The organism is Chitinilyticum aquatile DSM 21506 (assembly GCF_000430805.1).
In the GTDB taxonomy this organism is placed as follows: domain Bacteria; phylum Pseudomonadota; class Gammaproteobacteria; order Burkholderiales; family Chitinibacteraceae; genus Chitinilyticum; species Chitinilyticum aquatile.
Genome location: NZ_KE387259.1, coordinates 444,985 through 465,790 on the forward strand (window position 1 = coordinate 444,985; position 20,806 = coordinate 465,790).

Annotated in this window: 18 protein-coding genes and 1 tRNA gene; 13 read left to right on the forward strand and 6 right to left on the reverse strand. The window is 59.1% G+C overall.

Annotated features, from left to right (window positions below; genetic code table 11):
* Positions 1-76, reverse strand: a tRNA-Gly gene (locus H559_RS0115295).
* Positions 77-286: 210 nt separating this feature from the next.
* Between H559_RS0115295 and uvrA the strand changes: the two genes are divergently transcribed.
* On the forward strand, positions 287-3,142 hold the full coding sequence (gene uvrA / locus H559_RS0115300) for an excinuclease ABC subunit UvrA (protein ID WP_051279584.1): 2,856 nt from the start codon (positions 287-289) through the stop codon (positions 3,140-3,142).
* Between the two features lie 60 nt (positions 3,143-3,202).
* Here uvrA and H559_RS22840 read toward each other — a convergent pair whose 3' ends face one another.
* Genes H559_RS22840 through H559_RS0115320 form a run of 3 tightly spaced genes read right to left on the reverse strand, consistent with a single transcriptional unit; the run spans position 3,203 to position 7,577 of the window.
* Positions 3,203-5,329 (reverse strand): type IV pilus assembly protein FimV, encoded by a 2,127-nt coding sequence (locus tag H559_RS22840; RefSeq protein ID WP_155845458.1) that lies wholly within the window; start codon positions 5,327-5,329, stop codon positions 3,203-3,205.
* 56 nt (positions 5,330-5,385) lie between these two features.
* A complete protein-coding gene (locus tag H559_RS0115315; RefSeq protein WP_028453392.1) occupies positions 5,386-6,525 on the reverse strand; it encodes a PilT/PilU family type 4a pilus ATPase in 1,140 nt (379 codons plus the stop codon).
* A gap of 8 nt (positions 6,526-6,533) precedes the next feature.
* Entirely contained in the window at positions 6,534-7,577 is a 1,044-nt protein-coding gene (locus H559_RS0115320) for a type IV pilus twitching motility protein PilT (protein WP_028453393.1), read from the reverse strand.
* Between the two features lie 82 nt (positions 7,578-7,659).
* Between H559_RS0115320 and H559_RS0115325 the strand changes: the two genes are divergently transcribed.
* From H559_RS0115325 to H559_RS0115340, 4 genes are read left to right on the forward strand one after another with little or no spacing between them, the layout of a single operon-like run.
* Positions 7,660-8,364 carry a YggS family pyridoxal phosphate-dependent enzyme gene (locus tag H559_RS0115325; protein WP_028453394.1) on the forward strand — a complete coding sequence of 235 codons (705 nt, stop codon included), beginning with the start codon at positions 7,660-7,662 and terminating at the stop codon, positions 8,362-8,364.
* A complete protein-coding gene (gene proC, locus H559_RS0115330) occupies positions 8,361-9,179 on the forward strand; it encodes a pyrroline-5-carboxylate reductase (RefSeq protein WP_028453395.1) in 819 nt (272 codons plus the stop codon). Before H559_RS0115325 ends, proC begins: the two co-directional genes overlap by 4 nt.
* 2 nt (positions 9,180-9,181) lie before the next feature.
* Positions 9,182-9,778, forward strand: a complete 597-nt coding sequence (locus tag H559_RS0115335; protein WP_034641541.1) for a YggT family protein — start codon at positions 9,182-9,184, stop codon at positions 9,776-9,778.
* 9 nt (positions 9,779-9,787) lie between these two features.
* Positions 9,788-10,084, forward strand: a complete 297-nt coding sequence (locus H559_RS0115340) for a DUF167 domain-containing protein (RefSeq protein ID WP_028453397.1) — start codon at positions 9,788-9,790, stop codon at positions 10,082-10,084.
* 70 nt (positions 10,085-10,154) lie between these two features.
* Here H559_RS0115340 and H559_RS0115345 read toward each other — a convergent pair whose 3' ends face one another.
* On the reverse strand, positions 10,155-10,574 hold the full coding sequence (locus tag H559_RS0115345; protein WP_028453398.1) for an FxsA family protein: 420 nt from the start codon (positions 10,572-10,574) through the stop codon (positions 10,155-10,157).
* Between H559_RS0115345 and cutA the strand changes: the two genes are divergently transcribed.
* Genes cutA through H559_RS20740 form a run of 3 tightly spaced genes read left to right on the forward strand, consistent with a single transcriptional unit; the run spans position 10,573 to position 12,934 of the window.
* The gene (gene cutA, locus H559_RS0115350; protein WP_028453399.1) at positions 10,573-10,899 is read left to right on the forward strand and encodes a divalent-cation tolerance protein CutA; all 327 of its coding nucleotides are present in this window, start codon (positions 10,573-10,575) and stop codon (positions 10,897-10,899) included. The two genes, H559_RS0115345 and cutA, sit on opposite strands and share 2 nt — an antisense overlap.
* Positions 10,887-12,455 carry a protein-disulfide reductase DsbD gene (gene dsbD, locus H559_RS0115355; protein ID WP_051279586.1) on the forward strand — a complete coding sequence of 523 codons (1,569 nt, stop codon included), beginning with the start codon at positions 10,887-10,889 and terminating at the stop codon, positions 12,453-12,455. Before cutA ends, dsbD begins: the two co-directional genes overlap by 13 nt.
* Positions 12,452-12,934 (forward strand): TlpA disulfide reductase family protein, encoded by a 483-nt coding sequence (locus H559_RS20740; protein WP_051279587.1) that lies wholly within the window; start codon positions 12,452-12,454, stop codon positions 12,932-12,934. The genes dsbD and H559_RS20740 overlap by 4 nt, the downstream gene beginning before the upstream one ends.
* A gap of 3 nt (positions 12,935-12,937) precedes the next feature.
* Here the strand turns inward: H559_RS20740 and H559_RS0115365 are convergent, their stop codons facing one another.
* On the reverse strand, positions 12,938-13,243 hold the full coding sequence (locus H559_RS0115365; protein ID WP_028453401.1) for an ArsR/SmtB family transcription factor: 306 nt from the start codon (positions 13,241-13,243) through the stop codon (positions 12,938-12,940).
* Between the two features lie 242 nt (positions 13,244-13,485).
* On the opposite strand from H559_RS0115365, the gene gpmI reads away from it, so the two are divergent.
* The 5 genes from gpmI to aas all read left to right on the forward strand — a co-directional run bounded on the left by gpmI (position 13,486) and on the right by aas (position 20,765).
* Positions 13,486-15,018, forward strand: a complete 1,533-nt coding sequence (gene gpmI, locus H559_RS0115370; RefSeq protein ID WP_034641544.1) for a 2,3-bisphosphoglycerate-independent phosphoglycerate mutase — start codon at positions 13,486-13,488, stop codon at positions 15,016-15,018.
* A gap of 2 nt (positions 15,019-15,020) precedes the next feature.
* A complete protein-coding gene (locus H559_RS0115375) occupies positions 15,021-16,319 on the forward strand; it encodes a murein hydrolase activator EnvC family protein (RefSeq protein ID WP_081413095.1) in 1,299 nt (432 codons plus the stop codon).
* An 18-nt stretch (positions 16,320-16,337) separates the two neighbouring features.
* A complete protein-coding gene (locus H559_RS0115380) occupies positions 16,338-17,813 on the forward strand; it encodes a S41 family peptidase (RefSeq protein WP_034641546.1) in 1,476 nt (491 codons plus the stop codon).
* Positions 17,814-17,974: 161 nt separating this feature from the next.
* A complete protein-coding gene (locus H559_RS0115385; protein ID WP_028453405.1) occupies positions 17,975-18,373 on the forward strand; it encodes a hypothetical protein in 399 nt (132 codons plus the stop codon).
* 259 nt (positions 18,374-18,632) lie between these two features.
* On the forward strand, positions 18,633-20,765 hold the full coding sequence (gene aas / locus H559_RS0115390; RefSeq protein ID WP_028453406.1) for a bifunctional acyl-ACP--phospholipid O-acyltransferase/long-chain-fatty-acid--ACP ligase: 2,133 nt from the start codon (positions 18,633-18,635) through the stop codon (positions 20,763-20,765).
* Positions 20,766-20,806: the final 41 nt, after the last annotated feature.

The window sequence follows — 20,806 nt, forward strand, 5'->3', positions numbered from 1 at the left end:
TGGAGCGGGATAAGAGGCTCGAACTCTCGACCTATACCTTGGCAAGGTATCGCTCTACCAACTGAGCTAATCCCGCGCTCACTTCAAAACTGCTGAAGCATCAGAGGAGGCGCATTATGAATGGAGATCAAGGGGGCGTCAACTGTTGCGCCAATAATTTTCTCACGCAGCGCCTGGGCACTCCTGAGCTGGCCAGCCGACTTCCTGTCAAATCAAATTGTTAACTTTGCCTGCAGTGAGGCGTTACAATCACCGGTTCTTTATCTTTGTGCCGGAACCTTGCGCCATGTACCGCCCTGCCCCGCATCACGCTGCCGATATCCCGCTGATCCGCATCCGCGGTGCGCGCACGCACAATCTGAAAAACGTGAATCTGGACATTCCGCGCGGCAAACTGGTGGTCATTACCGGGCTGTCCGGCTCGGGCAAGTCGTCACTCGCCTTTGATACGCTGTATGCGGAAGGCCAGCGCCGTTATGTCGAATCGCTGTCGGCCTATGCCCGCCAGTTCCTGCAGCTGATGGAAAAGCCCGATGTCGATCTGATCGAAGGGCTTTCCCCGGCAATTTCCATCGAGCAGAAGGCAACCAGCCACAATCCACGCTCGACGGTCGGCACGGTGACCGAAATTCACGATTACCTGCGTTTGCTGTTTGCCCGTGTCGGCACACCGTATTGCCCCGAACACGGACAGGCCTTGGCGGCGCAAACGGTCAGCCAGATGGTCGATCATGTTCTGGCGCTGCCGGAAGACACCAAGCTGATGGTGCTGGCCCCAGCCGTAATCGGGCGCAAGGGCGAGAACAGCGATCTGTTTGACGATTTGCGTGCCCAGGGCTTTGTACGGGTGCGCATCAATGGTGAAGTACATGAGCTCGACGAGCTGCCGAAACTCGACAAGAACAAGAAACACAATATCGATGTGGTCATCGACCGACTGAAAGTGCGGGCCGATCTGCAGCAGCGTCTGGCCGAATCATTCGAAACCGCATTGCGCCACGCCGATGGCAGAGCCATTGCGCTTGAAATGGATTCCGGCGCGGAGCACTGGTTTTCGGCCAAGTTTGCCTGCCCGGTGTGCAGCTACAGCCTGCCGGAGCTGGAGCCGCGGCTGTTCTCGTTCAACAACCCGATGGGGGCTTGCCCGAAGTGCGATGGCCTGGGGCAGATCACCTTCTTCGACCCGAAGCGCGTTGTCGCCCACCCGGAGCTCAGCCTTGCTGCAGGGGCAATCAAGGGCTGGGACAAGCGTAACCAGTTCTATTTCCAGCTGCTGCTGAATCTCGCCGAACATTATGGCTTTGACGTGAACACCCCATGGAACGAGCTTGCTACGGACGTTCAGCATGTCGTGCTGTACGGCTCCGGCAATGAGGAAATCCGCTTCATTTACATGAACGAGCGGGGCAGCCGCTTCGAGAGGCTGCATACCTTCGAGGGCATCATCCATAATCTGGAGCGGCGCTACCGCGAGACCGATTCCGCCACGGTGCGTGAAGAACTCGCCAAATACCAGAACAATTCCTCTTGCCCTGATTGCGCTGGCTCACGGCTGCGCCGCGAGGCTCGTCACGTGATGGTCGGGGATAAAACCCTGCATGGTATCAACCTGCAGCCCTTGAAAGAAGCGGCTCACTTCTTTGATACCCTGCACCTTGAGGGAGCCAAAGCGCAGATTGCAGAAAAAATCATCAAGGAGATCCGTGAGCGCCTCGGCTTTCTGGTCAATGTGGGGCTGGACTACCTGAGCCTCGAACGCAGTGCGGATACGCTCTCCGGCGGAGAAGCACAGCGCATCCGGCTCGCCAGCCAGATCGGCTCGGGCCTGACCGGCGTGATGTATGTACTGGACGAGCCATCCATCGGCCTGCACCAGCGCGACAATGATCGCCTGCTTGGCACACTGATGCACCTGCGTGATCTGGATAACAGCGTCATCGTCGTCGAACATGACGAAGATGCGATCAGAGCCGCCGACTTTCTGATCGACATCGGCCCCGGCGCAGGAGTGCATGGCGGCGAAGTGCTCGCCGCCGGTCATCCCGACGACATCATGGCCGAGCCTCGTTCGATTACCGGTCAGTTCCTCAGCGGACAGCGACGGATCGCCATTCCCGGGCAGCGCCGTCAGCCGCAAGTGGACAAGTGGCTCACCCTGAAAGGAGCCTCCGGCAATAATCTGAAAGACGTCGATCTGAGCATTCCGGTCGGGCTGATGATCTGCGTGACTGGCGTTTCCGGCTCAGGCAAGTCAACCCTGATCAATGACACCCTGCACAATATTGCCGCGCGCGAACTCAACGGGGCCTCGTGCGAGCCGGCCCCCTACCGTGAAATTCTCGGCCTGGAACACTTCGACAAGGTGATCAACGTCGACCAGTCCCCGATTGGCCGCACACCACGCTCCAATCCGGCTACTTACACCGGGCTGTTCACCCCGATCCGCGAACTGTTTGCAGGCGTACCGGCCAGCCGCGAACGCGGCTACGGTCCCGGACGTTTCTCATTCAATGTAAAAGGTGGCCGTTGCGAAGCCTGCCAGGGCGATGGCGTCATCAAGGTGGAAATGCACTTCCTGCCCGATGTGTACGTTCCCTGCGATGTCTGTCACGGCAAACGCTACAACCGCGAAACCCTTGAAGTGCAGTACAAGGGCAAGAGCATTACGGAAGTCCTGGAAATGACCGTGGAAGTGGCGCTGGAGTTTTTCAGTGCCGTGCCAACGGTTGCCCGCAAAATGCAGACCCTGATGGATGTTGGACTGGGCTACATCAAGCTCGGCCAAAGCGCCACCACGCTTTCCGGCGGCGAAGCACAGCGGGTGAAACTGGCTCTGGAGCTTTCCAAACGCGACACTGGTCGCACACTCTACATTCTCGATGAACCAACCACTGGCCTGCACTTCCACGACATCGATCTGCTGCTATCCGTCGTGCAGCGCCTGACGGCGCACGGCAATACCGTGGTGGTGATCGAACACAATCTGGACGTCATCAAGACAGCAGACTGGGTGGTCGACCTCGGCCCGGAAGGAGGCGGTGGCGGCGGGCAGATCATCGCTTGTGGCACTCCCGAACAGATCGCCCAAAACCCTTTGAGTCATACCGGGCATTATCTGGCCAAAACACTCGCCACCGGATAACTCCCGACGCTTTTGCCTTGGCGGTCACGGGCATTCTGCGGAAAGGGCGGCGAGTCGGAATTATTCGTTCAGCTGCCCCGGAGGCAAAAGCGGAGCAAGGAGATCAACCCACTTGGCCGCCTGCAGCTTCTGCTCCATCGTCCCCTTGTAGAGCATCAGCTCAAGCCGAGACATTGCTTCATCACGCTCGCCTGCAGCAAGCAGGCGCGCAATATCCTGCATGGCCGGATCATCACTCACGAATACTGGTGGACGATTTTCAGCCTCGCCCAGAAAGTCCAGCACCGGCTCATCCTGCGCATCAGGCACCGGCGAGGCCGTCAGCTCCTGCTCGACGGCAAGATCCAGAGAGAATTCAAGCGCCATATCATCAGATACACTTGGACGAGCCGCGCCCAGGAGGATTGTCTCGGCAGGTCGGGGCAAGCCAGCCTGGTCATGCATTGCCGAAGCGAAAAGTGCATCCCCCATGTCAGCGGGTTCCTGAACCGGAGCCGTCGAATTGGCCTGAAGCATTGAGAAATGCTCCTCCTGATGCACATCCAGAGAGCGGTAAAGAGGATTGGCCGCATCAATCTGCCGACCCATTTCCTGCACCTGCTGCCACAGACTGTCGCTGGAAAACTGCAGTCTGAACGCAACCGCACGCTCCTGGAAAGCGTCCTTCATGCCCTGCTGCACATAGACTGCGAACAGCTTCATCCAGAGCGCCAGTGCTGCGGGATAGGCCTGAATTTCATGAACCAGCAGATTGATGGCCTGCTGACTCAGCCCGTGATCCAGCAGCAGCTGCGCCTCCTCCCCGACATTACCGGGTTGTACGACATCCATCTGGCTGCTATCAGCCTGCCAGTCATCTCCTGCCGGGCGATGAACCGGAACAGCAATTTCGTCAATATCAAAACCGCTGAGCGACACATAGTCCGGCATCTGGGTGTTCATGTCACCGCGTTCAATCGGCTTGGTCGGCAGGCGAGACATGGCCGAAGTCATTGTTGCCGAGCTGAAGGCATCACTATTTGCCTGCTCGCGAATCTGGCGGCGACGCCAGTAGAGAAATGCCAGCGGAAACGACACAACAAGCAGCAGTGGAATCCAGAGCCAGTATCGCAATCCGGATGATGCCAGTTTTGGGGGCTCCGCTTGGCCTTCATCAGCCAGCGCCTGGCGCTGACGGATTTCTGCGAGCTGCTTTTGCAGCTGTGAAACCTGATATTTCAGCTGCAGGGTTTGAGCGGCCTGGTCATCCGAGTCGAGCGCCAACAGCTGCTCTCGCAACAGCAAGGCCTGTTCGGGAGAAAGTTTACCTCCCCCTTGACCAAGGACAGGAGCCGATAACTGCAAGGCGTAATTACCCGAATCAGAACGAACCGCAGAATCAGTTGGCACAGCAGACGAGCCCAGAGACAAGCTGGGACGCTCTTCAGTCTTGGGAGGCGGGGGAGCCGCCGGGCGGGGTGTCACAGATGGAGCGAAGCGCTCTGACGCAGACTGCTCGATTTGTTCCGGAATACGCACTGGGATGTCAATGCCAAGCGAGGCATTAGCAGACTGTGGCAAATCGGGATTCAGGTCATACAGACGCTGAATGAAGTCCTGCCTCGCCTTACCCGCCCCCGAAACGTAGCTTCGAGCAATCGCATTAACCGTATCCCCCTCTCTCGTCAGCCATGTACCACCACGAGCAGGAAGTGTTCGTTTGCGATCTGCGCCAGTTTTCGCTGAAGACATTTTTGGCGAAGCAAGCACACGGGAAGAAGGCAGAGCTTCCTGCACGACATAGCTGCTGTAATCACGCGGATCGAGCAGTACGCTGTACTCACGATGGAACGCATGCATCTCTGCCCCTGGGCAGCGAAGGCGTATCGCCAGCTTCAGCAGTGGATCTTGGATGGATTCTTCACTGCGAATCTGCAGGATTGCCAGATCATCCGAGACTGGCAATAAACGCAAGCTGGCCGCTCCGAGGATGGTCGTCGCATCGTCGGCAGCCCCCACAGGGCGAACCAGTCGAAAGCAATTACCACTGATCTCTTCGCCCGGCACAAGCACGACCGGAACCTGGGCAGAAAAACGGTCACCAAGTGCCGAAAGAACCCTGATGTCTCCCAGCGTGGCCGCCTGCAGACCCTGCACAAGCCATAATGCGGCAAACGATAAAACGGCAGTATTACGCCAGCGAGCCAAATTGAAATCTTCTGTGTTGTTTGAGAATGGGTGCGCGCCGGAATCGGATGTATAGATCAGACAATATCCAAGTGCTCAAGGCCGGAACCAAGAACATCCCTATTCTTGGCATCGCTGCCCTGCAGCTTGATCTGCAGGCGCAGATCATTGACCGAATCTGCGTTACGCAGCGCATCTTCATAGCTGATTTTGCCAATTTCATGCAGGTCGAACAAGGACTGATCAAATGTCTGCATCCCCAATTCACGGGAGCGCTTCATGACTTCCTTGATTTCATGCACCTTGCCATCAAAAATGAGCTCGGAAATCAGCGGGGAATTCAGCATCACCTCGACCGCCGCCACACGCCCCTTGCCGGAACGGTGTGGAACAAGACGCTGCGAAACGAATGCGCGCAGATTCAGCGACAAATCCATCAGCAACTGCGAACGACGTTCTTCCGGGAAGAAGTTGATGATCCGGTCCAGCGCCTGATTGGACGAGTTGGCATGCAGGGTCGCCATGCAGAGGTGGCCGGTTTCCGCAAAAGCGATTGCGTAATCCATGGTCTCGCGATCACGGATTTCGCCGATCAGAATCACGTCCGGCGCCTGACGCAAGGTGTTTTTCAGCGCATTCATCCAGCTATCGGTATCAACCCCAACTTCACGCTGCGTGATGATTGATTTCTTGTGTTCATGCACATACTCGATCGGATCTTCAATCGTAATGATGTGATCGTAGGCATTATCGTTGCGATGACCAATCATTGCCGCAAGCGACGTCGACTTACCCGAGCCGGTACCGCCAACAAAGATCACCAGTCCGCGCTTGGTCATGGCGATATCTTCAAGAACGGGCGGCAAACCCAGTTCCTCCAGCTTCGGGATCTCGGAATTGATCGTCCGCAGCACCATGCCAACTCGCCCCTGCTGCATGAACGTATTGACCCGGAATCGTCCCAGCGTGCCCGGACTGATGGCGAAATTGCACTCTTTGGTCGCCTCAAAATCTTCAGCCTGACGGTCATTCATGATCGAGCGTGCCAACTCCTTGGCATGCTGTGCGGTCAATACTTGATTGGAGACAGGGGTCACCTTGCCATCAATCTTCATGGCTGGCGGAAAATCGGCAGTAATGAACAAATCCGATGCGTTTTTGCTGCGCATATGCCGCAGCAGATCATGCATGAATTTCGCCGCCTGTTCTTTTTCCATGATGGATTTTATCCCTTGAAGTTATCAGGATTGGTAGCCTTGCCACGAGCTTCGGCAATCGACACGATATTACGTTGCACCAACCCCTGCAGACACTGATCCAGGGTCTGCATGCCGTATTGCTGACCGGTCTGGATAGAGGAGTACATCTGGGCGACCTTGTTTTCGCGGATAAGGTTACGGATTGCGGGAATCCCGATCATGATTTCATGCGCGGCAACCCGGCCGGAACCATCCTTAGTCTTGAGCAGAGTCTGAGAAATAACGGCGCGCAGTGATTCGGACAGCATCGCGCGAACCATTTCCTTTTCCGCTGCGGGAAACACATCGACAATCCGGTCGATGGTTTTCGCGGCAGAAGATGTATGCAAGGTGCCGAATACAAGGTGGCCGGTTTCCGCTGCGGTCAGCGCCAGCCGGATAGTTTCCAGGTCACGCATTTCACCGACCAGCACCACATCCGGATCTTCCCGCAATGCGGATCGCAGCGCATTGGCAAACGAAAGCGTGTGCGGGCCAACTTCACGCTGGTTAATCAGGCATTTCTTCGACTGATGCACAAATTCGATCGGGTCTTCAACGGTCAGGATATGACCATATTCGTTCTCGTTCACGAAATTGACCATCGCCGCCAGCGTGGTCGACTTGCCCGAACCGGTTGGCCCCGTGACCAGCACCAGTCCGCGCGGATTCATCGCAATATCCTGGAACACCCGTGGGGCATTCAGCTCTTCCAGCGTCAGCACCTTGGATGGAATGGTCCGGAAAACGGCACCGGCACCGCGATTCTGCACAAAGGCATTGACCCGGAAGCGCGCCAGATTGGGAATCTCAAAGGAGAAATCACATTCCAGAGTGTCTTCGTAAGTCTTGCGCTGCCCATCGTTCATGATGTCATACACCATGTCGTGGACTTCCTTGTGCTCCATGGGCGGCAAATTGATGCGGCGCACGTCGCCATGAACACGGATCATCGGCGGCAAACCGGATGACAGGTGCAAGTCGGATGCCTTGTTCTTGACGGAAAACGCTAAGAGTTCGGAAATATCCATTTATAATCTCTTTCTCATGGCGCCCCATCAAGGCGCAAAACTGACCGGCAATGCGGTCAAGCAGGAAGCAGTCTGACCCATTATGACAACGATTTTTACGGCATGGCAAGGCGTGCAAAGGCGCATCGCATCAGCTGCAACGACCAGCGGGCGTACTGCGAATGAAATTACACTGCTGGCCGTCAGCAAAACCTTTCCTGCCGAGGCAGTCAGGGAACTCTATCTTTGCGGTCAGCGCGAATTTGGCGAAAATTACGTCTCCGAGCTGCAAGCCAAAGCACACGCCTTGCAGGATTGCCCTGATTTGGTATGGCATTTCATCGGCCCTTTGCAAAGCAATAAAACACGAATTGTCGCGGCAACGGCAGCCTGGGTGCATTCCATTGACCGGCTAAAGATTGCCGAACGCCTCTCGGAGCAACGTCCAGCGCACCTGCCTCCGCTACAGGCCTGCATTCAGGTAAATGTTTCGGGCGAAAGCAGCAAGTCCGGGGTCGAACCCGGCGCAACCATCGAACTGGCAAAGGCGATTTGCCACTTGCCGAATCTCGCATTACGCGGAATGATGTGCATCCCCGACCCTGCGGCTAATACGCAACAACTGGCGGCCCAGTTCCGCATGCTGCGCAATTTGCAGCAGCAGTTGCGCGCGGAAGGACTGCCGCTCGACACGCTGTCGATGGGCATGTCCTCCGATCTTGAGCTTGCCATCGCCGAGGGCTCGACGCTTGTGCGAGTCGGGACGGCCATTTTCGGGGCTCGCAATACCAAGGGACAAGAACAATGAAACTGACATTCATCGGTGGCGGCAATATGGCCATCGCCATTCTGGGCGGACTGCTGCAGCGCGGCTATCAGGGGCAGGACATTCTGGTGGTCGAGCCGGATGCGGAAAAACGGGCAGATCTGCAGGCACAATGGGGAGTTCATGTTGCCGAACCGGGCACTCCGCTGCCAGCCAGCGAGCTGATTGTCCTTGCGGTCAAGCCGCAACAGTTGCGGCAAGTTGCCGAAGCTCTGGCGCCGCAACTGGGCAAAGCGCTGGTCATTTCGATTGCAGCCGGCATCAAGCTGGAAACGCTTAGCCGCTGGCTGGGCAATTACGCCCGCGTCATCCGTGTGATGCCCAATACGCCAGCCCTCGTTCAGGCCGGCATTTCCGGTGCGCTGGCCAGCCCCGGAGCGAGCGCCGCTGATCGCGAGCTGGCTGCGGAAATCCTGCACTCGGTTGGCGATCTGGTCTGGGTGGAGAAGGAAAGCGAGCTGGATGGCATTACCGCCATTTCCGGCAGCGGCCCGGCCTACGTGTTCTATTTCATGGAAGCCCTGCAGGCTGCCGCCCGTGCGCAGGGATTCAACCCGGAAGTCGCCCGCAAACTGGCCTACCAGACCTTTGCCGGCGCGATAAAGCTGGCACTGGGCAGCGAGGATGATGCCGAAACCTTGCGCCAGAAAGTGACGTCCAAGGGGGGCACCACGGAACGCGCCATCAACGCACTGGAGACCAGCCAGGTTCGCGCCACCATCATCGCCGCCGCTTCTGCCGCCGCCGCACGCTCGCGCGAGCTGGGCGAGGAGCTGGGCCGCGATCCGCAGGAGTGACCATGCCTTTGCCCGAATTTCTGCGCAACACGCTGTCCTTTCTGACCCACACGCTGGGTGATTTCCTGATCCTGCTGCTACTGAGCCGCTTCTATCTGCAGGCGGCACGGATTCCATTTCGCCAACCCATCGGCCAGTTTGTGCTTGCACTAACCAACTGGCTGGTACTACCAGTCCGCCGCTTCATAAAACCCATCGGGGTATACGACAGCAGCTCAATGATTCTGGCGCTTGCGATCGCATACCTCATGCACTTCGTATTACTCTGGATATCTCCATGGCCTTACGTCTTTGCCGACGTGTTCTCGCAGCTGGCCATACTGGGCGCCGCCCTACTGGAACTCTTCAAGATGTCGCTCTATCTGCTGTTTGCCGCAGCAGCAGGCCAGGCCATCCTGTCTTGGGTGACACCTTACCATCCGATGATGCCGGTCTTCAATGGTCTCACCGCGCCCTTCCTGCGCCCATTGCGCCGCATCATCCCCCCCATCAGTGGTGTAGACATCACGCCGCTGATCCTCATCCTGCTCATCCAGCTGCTGCTCAACGTTTTTATCGGCGATTTCGAGAAGCTGCTGCTCATGCAGGTCCGGCTGTGACGGACTGACATGCCGGTGCAGTGGTATCAGCAGCAGGATGAGCGCATCACGCTGCAACTTCACGTCCAGCCAGGAGCCAAGCACACCAGCGTCGCCGGGCTTCATGGCACGGCACTGAAAATCCGCCTGGCGGCCCCACCGGTAGATGGCAAGGCCAATCAGTGCCTGCTGGTCTGGCTGGCCGATTTCTTCGCGGTACCGCAACGGCATGTCGAGCTGGTCAGCGGCCAGACATCCCGGCAAAAACGGGTAGCCATTCACGGCAGTCGCGTCGATCCGGAGCGACTGCTGGATGGAGATCGGTAGAAACCCGGCAGCACCCGGCACTGGCGGCCGGCAAGAATCCGCGCGTTAACAGCCTGCCAGGTACCGGCATTCAGTCCCGGCGATCTTCAAGCGGTGGCCGCGGTTCGTCAACGCGGCGGTACTCGCCCTCGAACACATCGTCCGGAACCGGAGCACGCGTGGCAGCGGGGCCATTCCAGCGCCAGGGCAGCAGCAGTACCAGTCCGAGCACATCGCCACCAATACCGGGCAAAATCAGCAAGATGGCGGCAATATAATAGCGGGCGATGGCAAACAGGGTGCCGGGGCCAACCTGGCCGCTGCGCATATCACGCATCAGTGTCAGCGCAAAGGCCAGTTTGTACTGCCGGATCATGAATACACCGAGCAGGAAACTCCCTACAATCCAGCCGATCACCCAGCCCCAGCCGATCCAGTCGACCACTGCAGACATCAGGGCGAATTCGGCAACGGGATAGGCAATCAGTAAAGCAAGGATCAGATAAGGCATGAACACCTCGGAGGAAGTCTGGCTGGTAATCTGCAATTGTCCCGACGAATCGGTGGCGAAGCAACTGGCCGAGCGGGTAATTACTGAACAACTGGCGGCCTGCGTGAACCTCTTGCCTCCGGTGCAGTCCATTTACCGCTGGCAAGGCCGCATCGAATACGCCACGGAAATTCCGCTACTGATCAAGACATGCGCCAACCGCTACGGCGCACTGGAAGCATCCTTGCGAGACGGGCACCCCTATGATGTCCCCGAGATCGTCGCCCTTCCGCTTGCCGCCGGCCTGCCCGCCTATCTTGACTGGGTTCGTACATGCACACACTGAAACTCCTGCTGGGCTGGCTCTTGCTGGCACTGCTTCCTGCCGGCACCATTCTGGCAGCAGACCCGTCTTCGCTGCTCCCTCCGGAAGAAGCCTTCATCCCCAACGCGCGCCTGATTGATGGCACGCACATCAACCTGCAGTGGCAGGTCGCGGACGGATATTACCTCTACCGCGAGCGCATTCATGCCAGCCACGGCGAGGAAAAGCTCGAGCTGCGCTTCCCCGCAGGCAAGATCAAGGATGACCCCAATTTCGGCAAGACCGAGGTTTACGCTCATGATCTGGCCGTGCAGGCGCAAAGCCCGCGCGCCCTGCAACCCAGCGACGAGATCACAGTGAGTTTCCAGGGCTGCGCCGAAGCCGGTGTCTGCTACCCGCCCCAAAAGGTCACACTCAGGCTTGACGGCTCTTCGCCGGCCGGCGACCGACTCGGCACGCTGTTCGGCCCGCGCTCCGACCGCACCGGCGCGACGGATCCGGATTTCACCGGCGACACGCTCTGGCTCACGCTGGGGCTGTTCTTTCTTGGCGGGCTGGGGCTGTCACTGACGGCCTGCCTGTATCCACTCATCCCCATTGTGTCGGCAATCATCCTCGGGCAACAGGGTATATCACGGCAGCGCTCGCTATTATTGACCTTCAGCTACATACAGGGCATGGCATTGAGTTACACCCTGGCCGGACTGCTTGCTGCGGCCAGCGGTACACTGCTGGTCGTCGCCCTGCAGCAGCCCTGGGTGATTGCCTTGTTTGCGGGCTTTTTCGTCATCATGGCATTCGCCATGTTCGGCGCATTCGAACTGCAACTCCCCAGCGGACTGCAATCCCGGATCCAGCTGATCAGCCAGAAACTGCCCGGCGGACACATCGCCCCGGTATTCGTGATGGGCGCGCTCTCCGCGCTGCTGGTCGGTCCCTGCATGGCGCCCCCACTGGCCGCCGCACTGGCCTACATCGGACAGACTGGCGACCTGCTGTTTGGCGGCCTGAGCCTCTACGCGCTGGCACTCGGCATGGGCGCTCCGCTGCTGCTGATCGGCGCTTTCGGCGCCTCCATCCTTCCGCGCCTTTCGGGCCGGATCATGGTGTGGGTACGCCGCGGCTTCGGTATCATCCTGCTGGGAGTTGCCGTCTGGGTGGCCCAGCCACTGTGGCTGCGCTATCTGCCCGGCCATGCGGTAAATCAAAGTGCGGCCGGGCAATTCACGCTGGTGCAATCAGAAACCGAACTGGATCAGGCCCTGCTGGCTGCGCGTGGCACTCCGGTTCTGGTCGACTTCTATGCGGACTGGTGCATCAGCTGCATCGAACTCGAGCGCAATACCTTCCCCGCACCAGAGGTAAAACAGGCCTTGCAGGGCTACACGCTGATCCGCGCCGACGTCACGGCCAATGACGCGGCATCGCACGCCCTGCTGCAGCGTTTCGGCCTGTACGGCCCGCCGGCACTGCTGTTCTACGATGCGACTGGCACGCTGCAGAAAGAACGGATCATCGGCTTCCTGAAACCCGCCGAATTCGTGGCCGCGCTCCCTGCCAGGACGACACAGCCATGATGCAGCGCATGCTGCCGCTCGTTTTCCTCCTGCTTGCCGCTTGCGGCGGCAACGGAGGCATCCGGGATGAACTCGCGCAAAGCGGCCTGCATTCGCTGGATGGGCAGACGCTGACGCTCGCACCTGCGCAACCACTGCTGATCAATTACTGGGCGAGCTGGTGCAGCCCCTGCCGGGATGAGATCCCAGAGCTCAACGCCTTGCATGCCAACCATGGCAAGCAGGTCCGCTTTCTGGGCGTGGCGATGGACGAGCCGGAGGCCGTCCGGCAATTCATCAGGGAGACCCCGGTGCACTATGACGTCGTTCTGGGTGACAATCTGCGCATCCGCGCGCTGATGCAATCGCAGGGCAATACCAGCAAGGGCATTCCGTTTACGGTGCTATACGACAGCAGGGGACGGCAGATCGCCAGCTATCAGGGCAAATCCGGACTGGACCAGCTCAAACGTGATCTTGAGAAGATGCAGCGACCGTAAGCCCTAGAAGCCGCAGAACACGTCCCGCAGCATGGCGATCACTTCCAGTGTGCGCAGATCACCGACACGGTAATACACGCGGTTGGCATCCTTGCGTGTGCGCAGCACGCCCTTCTCGCGCATCAGCGCCAAGTGCTGGGAAATATTGGACTGCGTGGTGCCGACCTGCTCGACAATGTCCTGCACGCTGACCTCGCGGTCGCCCAGCACGCAGACGATCTTCAGCCGCAGGGGGTGCGACATCGCCTTCATCGCGCGGGAGGCCTGCTCGATGTGGGCGTCATCCTGGATATCAATCAGCGTGTTCATGGTTTTAGTTCTTTTTTTAAGTCTTTCTAAACGGGCGATAACACACAGCCTGGCCATCTTCCGGCAAAGATGGGACTGGCAGAAACAAACAGGTCTGAGCCAAATCAGCAATACTGCGCAAACCGCATTGTCAATTCGGACAATGCGGTAGAATACTACCCGTGTTTGAAATCGGCTCGCAACCTTACGATGACCCTGTCAGCTTGGTTGTCAGCTATTTGCCCCAACTTCGGAAAAAAACAATGGCCCAGCAAGTTACTCCCGTTCTGCTCCTGATTCTTGATGGCTTCGGTTACCGCACCGGCGGCGACGACAATGCCATTCTGCTTGCGCGCAAGCATCATTTTGATCGCCTGTTCAGCCAGTACCCGCTCACCACCATCAATGCCTCCGAGCAGCATGTGGGTCTGCCGGCGGGGCAGTTCGGCAACTCCGAAGTCGGCCACCTGAATATTGGCGCCGGACGGATCGTGCAACAGGATATCAGCCGCATCGATTGTGACGTTGCCGACAAGACCCTCGGCCAGAACCCGGTACTCAAGGCCGCCATTGATTCGGCCCTGCAATCCGGCAAAGCACTCCACATCATGGGCCTGATGTCCGATGGCGGCGTGCACAGCCATGAGAACCACATCCACGGTCTGATCGAAGCGGCTGCGGCCGCCGGCGTCAAGGACATCCGCGTCCACGCCTTCCTCGACGGCCGCGATACGCCGCCGCGCAGCGCCGAACTCTATCTGAACCGCCTGCAGACCGTTTGTGATGCCAACGGTGCGAAAATCGCCGGTATCGTCGGCCGCTACTGGGTCATGGATCGCGATACCCGCTGGGAACGCGTCGAACCGGCCTATCGCCTGATCGTCGACGGCCAGGGTCTGTACAGCGCAGCGACTGCCATCGAAGGCCTGAAAGCCGCCTACGAACGTGATGAAAATGACGAATTCGTATCCGCCACCGTCGTTGGCGAACCAACCCGCATGGAAGATGGCGATGCCGTCGTGTTCATGAATTTCCGTGCCGACCGCGCCCGCCAGATCACCACCGCACTGACCGAGCCGACCTTCAACAGCTTCGAACATGAGCAACGCCGCGTGCAATTCGGTTACTTCTGCACCGCTACCGATTACGGCTCCGCCTACAACCACCCGGTTGCGTACACCAAGGAGAAGGTCAAAAACGGCATCGGCGAATACCTGGCCAGCCTGGGCCTCAAGCAAATGCGCATCGCAGAAACTGAAAAATACCCGCATGTGACCTATTTCTTCTCCGGTGGCGAAGAAAAGGAATTTGCCGGCGAAGACCGCGTACTGGTTCCCAGCCCCAAGGTTGCCACCTATGACCTGAAGCCGGAAATGTCCGCCAACGAAGTCGCCGACAAGCTGATCGAAGCCATCAAGAGCAAGCAGTACGACGCCATCTTCTGCAACTTCGCCAACGGCGACATGGTTGGCCACACCGGCATTCTCCCGGCCGCCATCAAGGCCGTCGAAACACTGGACGGCTGTGTCGGCCGCGTCGTGGACGCCATGCTGGCCGCCGGTGGAGAAGTGCTGATTACGGCTGACCACGGCAACTGCGAAATGATGTATGACCCGAGCTCTGGCCAGGCACACACCCAGCACACCACCGATCTGGTGCCGTTCTGCTACATCGGTCGTCCTGCCCGCCTGGCGCCCGGCGGCGCACTGAAGGACATCGCCCCGTCGCTGCTGGCCATGATGGGCCTGCCGCAACCGAGCGAGATGACCGGTCATTCGCTGATCCACTTCCTGTAAACGTGCGCTGTCGTTTTATTGCGCTCACCTGCACCGCCGCGCTGCTGGCCAGCCCGGCGGTGTTTGCCGTTTCCAGGCAAGAAACCAGCGCCAAACAGGGGGAACTGAAAGAACTGCGCGGACAGATGGACCAGATCAAAAAAGACCTGGCCAAAACCGAGGCCAGCCGCTCTGATGCTGCGGATGCCCTCAAGGATTCGGAAACGGCCATTTCCGAAGCCAACCGCGTTCTCAATGAGCTGGCCAGCGCCCGCGAGCTGACCGAGGCCGAGCTGGATCGCCTGAACCAGGACATCAGCCGCACGCGCAAAAGCATCGAGCACAGCCAGCAACGCCTAGGCGAGCTGCTGCGTACCCGCTACAAGGCCGGCAACGTGGAAGCCTGGCGCCTGCTGCTCAACCAGCAGGACCCCAATCAGGTCAACCGGGACCTGACCTACCTGCGCTATCTGGCCCGTTCACAACAGCAGCTCGCAGGCCAGCTCCAGCAACAACTCGAACAGCTGAATGCATTGGCAGAAGAAATCCGCCAGAAGAATGAAGCCTTGCGCGAGCTGGCGCAGAACAAGGCCCAGCAGAAAAACTCGCTGGAAGAGCAGCAAGCCCGCAAACAGGCCCTGCTGCAACAGCTGTCGCAGCGTATCGACAGCCAGCGCAACCAGTTGCAAAAGCTTCAGGCCGATGAAAAACGCCTGAGCCAGCTGGTCGATCGGCTGAATGCCATCCTGCGCCAGCAGGAAGCTGCCCGGGCTCGTGAAGAAGCCAAACGCCGGGCTCTAGCCGAAAAGCGGGCACGCGAGCAGGCACTCGCGGAGCAACGCGCCAAACAGGCAGGCAAGGCGCCACCACCGAAGCCCTCCGCCCCTCCCGAACTGGTCACCGAAGTGCCCGACAGCTCGCAGGCCGGCCAGCGCTTTGCTGCGCTGAAAGGCAAGATGCGCCTGCCGGTCAAGGGTGAAATCACCGGCCGCTTCGGCAGCAGCCGCGGTGAAGGCGGCAGCTGGAAAGGCATTTTCATCCGGACCGGCAGCGGCCAGCCTGTCCATGCCGTTGCATCTGGACAAGTCGTCTTTTCGGAATGGCTGCGCGGCTTTGGCAACCTCGTCATTGTCGACCATGGCGGCGGCTACATGAGTCTCTACGGCGCCAATGAAAGCCTGCTGAAACAGACCGGTGACGCCGTCAAGGCGGGTGACGCACTCGCCACCAGCGGCAATAGCGGTGGAATGGGGGAAACCGGTGTATATTTCGAAATCAGACAGAACGGCCGGCCATTAGACCCGATGAGCTGGGCTGGATGAACCATTAGGAAAACACGCATGTCAGCAAGCAAGTCCGCGCCTTCCCGCAGCCGTTTCGGCAAAATCGCTCTCGTACTGGCTGGCGCCGGGCTGGGTACCGTGCTCAGCCTGTCCTTCACGGCGGTTGCCGACAAGGAAAACAGCAATGCACTGCCGGTCGACGAACTGCGTGCCTTCTCGACTGTTTTCGGACTGATCAAGCAGAGCTATGTCGAGCCGGTTGAAGACAAGAAGCTGATCAACGAAGCCATCAAGGGCATGGTTTCCGGCCTCGACCCCCACTCAAGCTACCTCGATGCCACTGCCTTCAAGGAATTGCAGGAAAGCACGCAGGGTGAATTCGGCGGGCTCGGCCTTGAAGTGAACATGGAAGACGGGCTGGTCCGCATTGTCAGCCCGATCGAAGACACACCGGCCTTCCGAGCCGGCATCAAGGCCGGCGATTACATCGTCAAGATCGACGACACCCAGGTACAGGGGCTGGCGCTCAACGAAGCGGTCGGCAAGATGCGCGGCAAACCGGGCACCCAGGTCACGCTGACCGTCCTGCGCAAGGGAGAAAGCAAACCGCTGACCTTCACGCTGAAGCGCGCCATCATCAAGGTGATGTCGGTTAAATCCAAGCTGGCCGAACCGGGCATCGGCTATGTGCGCGTCACCCAGTTCCAGGAGCACACGACCCAGATGCTTGCCGACGCCCTGAATGCACTTTACAAGGAAAACAAGGCGCCGCTGAAAGGTCTGGTGCTCGATCTGCGCAATGATCCGGGCGGCCTGCTCAATGGTGCCGTAGGCGTCTCTGCCGCCTTCCTGCCGAAAGACGCGCTGGTGGTTTATACCGATGGCCGCACGCCGGACGCCAAGATGAAGCTTTATGCCAGCAAGGAGTATTACAACCGCGGCGGCAAGGACGAACTCGCCGGCCTGCCCCCTGATCTGAAATCCGTGCCGCTGGTCGTGCTGATCAACGGCGGCTCGGCGTCCGCTTCGGAAATCGTCGCCGGCGCGCTGCAGGATCACAAGCGCGCTCTGGTCGTCGGCACGCAATCCTTCGGCAAGGGCTCGGTACAGACCATCCTGCCGATCGACAGCAAATCGGCGCTGAAACTCACGACGGCAAAATACTTCACCCCGGCAGGACGTTCAATCCAGGCCAAGGGTATCGTGCCGGATATCGAGGTTCAGGAAGCCACGGTCAATGGCAAGGGTGAGGAAGCCAACCCTTGGCGCCTGCGCGAAGCCGATCTGGAACGCCATCTGGACAACCCGACCGACGGCGAAGCCGGCAAGAAGCCGGCAATCAAGCCTACACCGCTGCCGGCACCGGCAAAACCGGGCAAAACCAAGGCCAGCGAGGCCGCCGAGGACGACTTCACCAGTAGCCGTGAACTGGCGTCCAAGAGTGACTATCAGCTGCAGCAAGCCATCAGCGTACTGAAGGTGCAGCAATTGCTGATGCAAAAAGCAGCCTCAGTGCCGGCTGCTGCCAAATAAGCGGTTCGCCGCCCGCCTCATATGCCCCGGCTTGCCGGGGCATTTTTATTGCCATTCCATCTGGAAAATCGATATCCCTTATTGCATTGCAGCGTGCATTTTCCGCGACGACGGCCTACATTGACTCATGAATCCGCACGGGGCAGCGGAAGGAGTTCGCCATGAAAACAGCCGCAGAACACAGCAAGCACCGGGACATCGTTCTCTATTCCCTGCCGACCGATCAGGCCGTGCAGGCAGCCCGCTATCTCGGGCGACTGCCGGGCGTCATTGCGCAGGCACACCCTGAACAGCGCAGCATCAGCGTGACGTACCAGATCACCGAACACACGCTGCAGGAGCTGGAAAACTGCCTGACCGAAGCTGGTTTTCATCTCGACGGCAGTATCCTGCAGAGAATCAAGCGGGCACTGGCTCATTACTCGGAAGAGGTGCAGCGCGATAATCTCGACATACCTGAGCACAATGTGAAAACACGAGATGTCTATGTCAGGGTGTGGGAGCATCATCCGCACGGCGATCACGATGAAACGCCCGAAGAGCTGCGCCGCTACCTCTAGCAAAGAAATACCCGGCAGCCTATCTACTCAAAGCCATTTTCTGCAAATGGCCTGAAGCACATACCCGTTGCATTTTAGAAACATCCCAAATTGCGCGGCCATAGCGGATTTGCGCATACATGTTCACAGTCAGGCAAGGCGCAAATGCCGATCCCTGTCAGTGCAGGAATTGCCACCAGCGCGGTGCAATTTCCATGTCATGCTGCTTTCATGCAGACTAGAATCATGACCTGACCGGTCGTCATTTTCGGAATCTGCCATGCTCAAATACGTCCTGCGCATCATCATGCGCATCCTGTTCCGGGTTGAGGTACAGGGAGACCAGTCGGTTTTCGGGCCGCCTAAAACGCTGATTGTCGCCAATCACGAGTCCTTCCTCGATGGCCTGCTGCTCGGCCTGTTTCTGCCGGTTCGGGCCACCTTTGTCGTGCATGCGCAGGTGATGAATAACCGCTGGTTCAGAATGGCCCTGAACAATGTGCCGCACCTGACCGTCGAGCCCTCCAACCCGCTCGCCATGAAAGCCGTCATCCGTCTGCTGGAAAAAGGCGAAACGGTCGTGATCTTTCCCGAAGGGCGACTTACCGATACCGGCTCGCTGATGAAGGTCTACGATGGATCGGCCTTTGTCGCTGCCAAAACCGGAGCCCGCATCGTACCGGTGCGCATCAGCGGCGCGGCACGCAGCTATTTCGGGCGGCTCTCCGGCCTTTACCCGCTGCATCTGCTGCCGCAGATCAGCCTGCACGTGCAGCCCGTCACCTCGCTGCCGATGCCCGATGGCGTAAATGCAAAAGCCCGCCGCCGCCGTGCCGGGGAAGCCATGCGCCGCATCCTGCTCGACATGCTGGTTCAGACCCGCCCGCGCCGCACACTCTACCAGGCGTTCAACGACGCACGCGACAGCTTCGGCCGCAAATTCCGCCTGGCCGAAGACATCAACATGGTCGAGGAAACCTACGGCACGCTGACCACCAAGATCGCGGCCCTCGCCCGCCTGACCGAGCGCCACACCGGCAGAGGCGAAAATGTCGGTGTACTGATGCCCAATGCCGTCGGCTCGGTCGCACTGATTCTGGGTTTGAGCGCGCGTGGCCGCATTCCGGCGATGCTGAACTACACCGCAGGCCGCGACGGGCTGATTGCCGCCTGCACCGCCGCCACCATCAAGACCATACTCACGTCACGCGCCTTCATCAGCAAGGGCAAGCTCGACGACCTGATTGCCGATCTGCCGAGCATCCGGGTGATTTTTCTGGAAGACCTGCGCAGCGAACTGAATCTTGTCGACAAGCTGGGCATCCTTGTTGCCAGCAATTTCCCGCGCTGGATGGGCATCAGCGAGCAAAGCCCGCAAGACCCCGCCGTGATCCTGTTTACCTCCGGCTCGGAAGGCAAACCCAAGGGCGTGGTGCACAGCCACGACAGCCTGCTGGCCAATGTGGCGCAGATCCGTGCGGTGGGTGACTTCAACCCGCTCGACAAATTCATGGTGGCGCTGCCACTCTTCCATTCCTTCGGACTCACCGCCGGCGCACTGCTGCCGATCATGTCCGGCTGCAAGGTATTCTTCTACCCCAGTCCGCTGCACTACCGCCTGATCCCCGAACTGATCTACGACCGCAACTGCACCGTGCTCTTTGGCACCAGCACCTTCCTTGCCAATTACGCCAAATATGCCCACCCCTATGATTTTGGCCGCCTGCGCTACGTGGTAGCCGGCGCGGAAAAGCTCAATCACGACACCCGCATGCTGTGGATGGAAAAATTCGGCATCCGCATTCTCGAAGGCTATGGCGTGACCGAATGCGCGCCGGTAATCGCGGTCAATGCACCGATGGCCAACCGCGCCGATACCGTCGGCCAGCTGCTGCCCTGCATCGAAAGCCGGCTGGTTCCAGTGCCGGGCATCGACAACGGCGGCCTGCTGGAAGTGCGCGCACCAAACCTGATGCTGGGATACCTGCGTTATGAAAAGCCCGGTGTGCTCGAATTTCCGCACGCCGAGAACGGCATCGGCTGGTATTCCACCGGCGATGTGGTAGCCATGGATGACGATGGCTACGTGCGCATCGTTGGCCGTGTGAAACGCTTCGCCAAGATTGCCGGCGAAATGATCTCGCTGGAGGTCGCCGAAAAACTGGCCAGCACGGCCAGTCCCGAGCACAGCCACGCCACAAGTACGCGGACTGATCCCAGCAAGGGCGAAGCGATCGTCCTGTTCACTACCGACCGCGATTTACGCCGCGAGCAGCTGGCAGAAGCCGCCCGCTCGCTCGGCCAGCCGGAGCTGGCCATCGCACGCGACATCCGCGTACTCGATGCCATTCCGCTGCTGGGCACCGGCAAGACCGACTACGTAACGCTCAAGAAAATGGCTGAAGACCGCTGATCGGGGCTATCGCCAATAGGCCTCGCCATTACAGTTGGGCA